Source organism: Oleiagrimonas sp. MCCC 1A03011, from assembly GCF_003267965.1.
GTDB classification, from domain to species: Bacteria; Pseudomonadota; Gammaproteobacteria; order Xanthomonadales; family Rhodanobacteraceae; genus Oleiagrimonas; species Oleiagrimonas citrea.
Genome location: NZ_MSPY01000018.1, coordinates 1 through 3,843 on the forward strand (window position 1 = coordinate 1; position 3,843 = coordinate 3,843).

The 3,843-nt window shown below is 54.0% G+C and carries 4 protein-coding genes; 1 reads left to right on the forward strand and 3 read right to left on the reverse strand.

Annotated elements, in window-relative coordinates:
- Nucleotides 1-519 precede the first annotated feature (519 nt).
- The gene (locus tag BTJ49_RS15060) at nt 520-1,227 is read left to right on the forward strand and encodes a MobA/MobL family protein (protein ID WP_113066248.1); all 708 of its coding nucleotides are present in this window, start codon (nt 520-522) and stop codon (nt 1,225-1,227) included.
- Between the two features lie 289 nt (nt 1,228-1,516).
- Here the strand turns inward: BTJ49_RS15060 and BTJ49_RS15065 are convergent, their stop codons facing one another.
- From BTJ49_RS15065 to BTJ49_RS15610, 3 genes are read right to left on the reverse strand one after another with little or no spacing between them, the layout of a single operon-like run.
- The gene (locus BTJ49_RS15065) at nt 1,517-3,088 is read right to left on the reverse strand and encodes a YfjI family protein (protein WP_113066249.1); all 1,572 of its coding nucleotides are present in this window, start codon (nt 3,086-3,088) and stop codon (nt 1,517-1,519) included.
- Nucleotides 3,085-3,342: a hypothetical protein gene (locus BTJ49_RS15070; RefSeq protein ID WP_113066250.1), complete on the reverse strand. Its 258-nt coding sequence runs from the start codon at nt 3,340-3,342 to the stop codon at nt 3,085-3,087. The genes BTJ49_RS15065 and BTJ49_RS15070 overlap by 4 nt, the downstream gene beginning before the upstream one ends.
- Before the next feature lie 11 nt (nt 3,343-3,353).
- A complete protein-coding gene (locus BTJ49_RS15610) occupies nt 3,354-3,683 on the reverse strand; it encodes an AlpA family phage regulatory protein (RefSeq protein WP_146742377.1) in 330 nt (109 codons plus the stop codon).
- Between the last annotated feature and the right edge of the window lie 160 nt (nt 3,684-3,843).

Here is a 3,843-nt window from a genome sequence, read left to right on the forward strand (position 1 = left end):
ACGCCTGGCCTGCGGTTTGCAGTAGGAGGATGCCCACCGATGAGCAAACCTCGTCAAGCCAACCTCGACCCCAGCGAACTCTCTTGATCGATCTACCAAGCGCACAGCCAGTTCCTGACAGGAACGTTTACAACCTGCTTTGGGATGCATAAGGGGGGTCGCTGGTTAGCCGCTTCCTAGTGCCCATGCTCAGCTGGCTACGCTCAACACTCGCAACGCGAATGATCTTGCGCAGTGCTTGACAAGGTAGTTGACCTCTCCGCCAACAGTAAATTTTTACTGTTGTCGACATGATCTATGAAGCGATGAGCATCCAATGTGAAGAGCTGCAATACCAACCTACTAAACATGGTTGATGCAGGTGTACTTGGTGCATAAGGGAAATACTTAAGGGTTGAGTCTGCGCACATACCCTTTCTCTCTTTGACCACTTAAATCAGGGCGGATATCGCTTCATATGCAGGCCAGCGAAGTAGCCTTCGCTGGCCTTTCTTTTGCCACAATCAAGAGGGCAACAACATGGCCAGCTACCACTACAGAATCAAAAGCGGAAAGAAGGGAACAGCCGTAGCACACGCTTCGTACATCGCACGAGAAGGCAAGCACGACTCGCGTGACGACCTCATCTACGAAGACTTCGGGAACATGCCTTCATGGGCAGAATACGACCCCAGGGAATTTTGGAGGATGGCCGATAAATACGAACGCAACAACGGTGCCGTATACCGTGAGCACGTGACGGCTCTGCCTAGCGAACTGAGTGACGAGCAGCAGCTGGAACTTGTGTACGCTCTCGTGGAAGAGCTTGCTGGTGACAGGCCGTACCAATTCGCAATCCATGCCCCGCTGTCATCACTGTCTGGGCAACCCAATCCCCACGTGCACCTGATGACCACCGATCGCCAACCGGATGGCATCGAACGTGAGCCTGAGTATGTCTTCCGGCGTTACAACGCGGCATATCCTGCGCGCGGCGGATGGAGGAAGTTAAGTGGGGGTAGAACCCAACGCCAAGTGCGTGATGAGCTCATTGCCAAACGCAAGCGATGCGCTGAGCTTCAGAATGAGGCGCTCGCCAGGTATGGGCATGGGTCACGTGTTGATCATCGCACGCTCTCCGAGCAAGGCATTCAACGTGATGCTGAGAAACACTTGGGCCAAGCCCGTGTACGGTCTATGTCAGGTGATGATCGGCAAGATCACATGGCAACACGACGCATCTCGTAATATTCTGAGCGGATCTCCCAACGCTCACACAGCCCCAGTGCGAACAACATGGCAATCAACCGCATCGACTGCAAACATATCGATGCGCCCGGATTGAGCCTGGTTCACGCCGACATACCGCAGCTTGCTGAATCATGCTGAGTTTGCACACAACTGTAGCGGTGTGGTGCATATGTCGAAAAAGAGCGATTCGTGCGATATATCGCACGAATCGCATCGTTTGCAGACCCCCTCTATTCGCCTCTGAGCTTTGTCCTGAAGGACAAGGCTATTCGAACTGCCCCTGATGCTAGCGACCCAGTTGCAACGGGCAGTTGAGCCGACCTGTGAAACAAATGTACTCCCGGCCTTTTGCATGCGGTTTGCCGTATTCACGCACATGATCGAGATAGACGATCCCCTGTTCTACAAGAACGTCCAAGGCCGGACGAAAGCGTCCCTTCTTACGCAACTGCGTAGGCCCACGATTATGTGCCTCAAAGCTCCGCATGCTATTCGGATCGATAGACTTCTGCCCTAAGCTGCGGTTGGCATTGTGCTGAATCCACTCCTTGCGCTTGCGATATAGGTACTTTCGGAGCTTCTCTGCATCTTCAACAGCCTGCGGCACTTCGTACTCTGGCCTCATCAGATATCGAAATTCCTCAATGTGCCAGCTCATGATCGAGGCAGCGCGTTCCAGCGTGTCCAGGGTGAGGTCTCCGGTTTGAGCTGAAAAGTAGTGGAGGATGCCTGCGATGCGGGCAATCATCTCGCATCCCTTCGCTGCTGCATCCTTCACATCACTGAACGCTCCGCCTTCCTGCATCATGCTTTCCGTGTCGTTTACCAGCTGAACCCAGTGCGCTTTCGCCTCTACACTGAAGCAAATGACATCACGTTTGGGCACACCAGCTTCTAGCCGACGGTCATACTCTTCCAGCAACTCCTTTACGCGAGCATGGAACTGCGGCAGATACTTCCATTCGCCTTCATAACCGGTGATAAAACGTGTTCCCTGCGTCGATACCGGCCAACCCATCAGAAACCGCGCAAAATATCCGATACCTCGCGCCTTTCCTTCGTTCTGCTTCCTGTAGGCACGGAAGACCTCGGGTTGTACCTGCAGGCTAGTCGTGACACGCGGGTTCCGTGCGATAAAACTTTTACCATCCGCACGGTCCACTGGAAGTGATGAGCCGTCCCAGGCTGCATTCAACAGTGCCAGGCTCTTCATAGACTGCCCATGAAGCAGGATGTCGCCTTCGTCCGACATCAACGCGATGGATTCGCCGTCGCCATGCAGCACTTCAGTCAGTGCACGCGACGTTATGTCTTGTCGGATACTGCGTCGCAAACGAGGGCGTTCAGGCTTTTTAAGGTTGTGTTCCTTCAGTGCAGCAGCAACCTCATCACACGGCTCACCATCCTGGCTAAGCTTGACCAACTTCCGCCGCAATCCACGCTCAATGCTTTGCCACACTGACAAGTCAGCCTCATATTCCTTGATTGCCGACTCGTATGCCCTCGCACGCGCCTCGTCATGAGCATAAATAGCCGCAGCAACGACCCTGTAAACAGCTGTCTTCCGTTCACCCGACTCCGCAACGCTGAGTAGATTCAGTGACAAGGAAGTGAGGCGAGGAGGCGGACTTTCGTCCGCCTCCTCTTCACTATCGATAACTTTGTGTACTCCGCTTCCTGGTATCGGCAGTGCAATGTCTGCCAGCCCCTGACAGACGAGAGCTTTGACGGAAAGAACCGCCATGCCAACCATCGCATCAGGAGCCTTCAGATGACCGAGCACTTCCTTCGATGCATTTTCGGCTACGTGATGAAACGCTCCGAGCGGATACGCTGGTGGTCCAAAGTTGATGCTCATGCGCCCCTCCTCTGCACGACATCGCTTTTGGCACGAAGCTCACATTCCGCATCGAACAGTCGCTTAAATGTGGCAGGCGACATCTTGAAGCCTTCCTCAGCGAGGGCTTCACGAATCGCCTTGTAGGAAACTCCACGCTCAACCGCATCGTTGATCGCCTCGTAGTACTCGGCAATTTTCGCTTGGTTGATATTTCGAATGTTCGGCTGCAGGGACTTCAACTTCTCACTGAGCTTGCTGTTCTTGGTATCCATTGGGCAGCTCCTCAGTGAGTCTTCTTGGACAAGGAGGCCTGATGCTCAAGCCACTCAGCAATCTGATGCTCCCACCAACGCGGCGAGGCGCCGACATAGAACGGTGAGGGAAACGACGGATCGTACGCGGGATACTTCGAATTCATGCGCGCGTAGATCTGACTCCGACTATCCCCCGTCATCGCCTTTACATCAGGCAAGCGCATTGCCCTACGGGCCGCCTGTTTGTCGAGCTTGGAGCAGAGTTTGAGGAGCAGCGCATGGATCGTGTCCAGCGTTGCGTGCGCGTGCTGATCACATCGTTGGACGTGATCAAGTACCGCGGTGTGCTTCGTATTCATTGCTATCACTTACATAGACGTTGCCATTCGCAACGCCACGTACAGTAAGCATGCATTCGCAGCTTTGGAAAAGTGCTTGCATGCAAACAGGCTTGACAATCACCCAACCACATGCTTGGAAAGCACCGACGATGAGCAATCATCGCCCGACCACTTCTGA

What these genes read in the sequence shown, in the direction of transcription:
- BTJ49_RS15060 (WP_113066248.1), top strand. Translation starts at nt 520, where the DNA reads ATGGCCAGCTACCACTACAGAATCAAAAGCGGAAAGAAGGGAACAGCC.
- BTJ49_RS15065 (WP_113066249.1), bottom strand. Translation starts at nt 3,088, where the DNA reads ATGAGCATCAACTTTGGACCACCAGCGTATCCGCTCGGAGCGTTTCAT.
- BTJ49_RS15070 (WP_113066250.1), bottom strand. Translation starts at nt 3,342, where the DNA reads ATGGATACCAAGAACAGCAAGCTCAGTGAGAAGTTGAAGTCCCTGCAG.
- BTJ49_RS15610 (WP_146742377.1), bottom strand. Translation starts at nt 3,683, where the DNA reads ATGAATACGAAGCACACCGCGGTACTTGATCACGTCCAACGATGTGAT.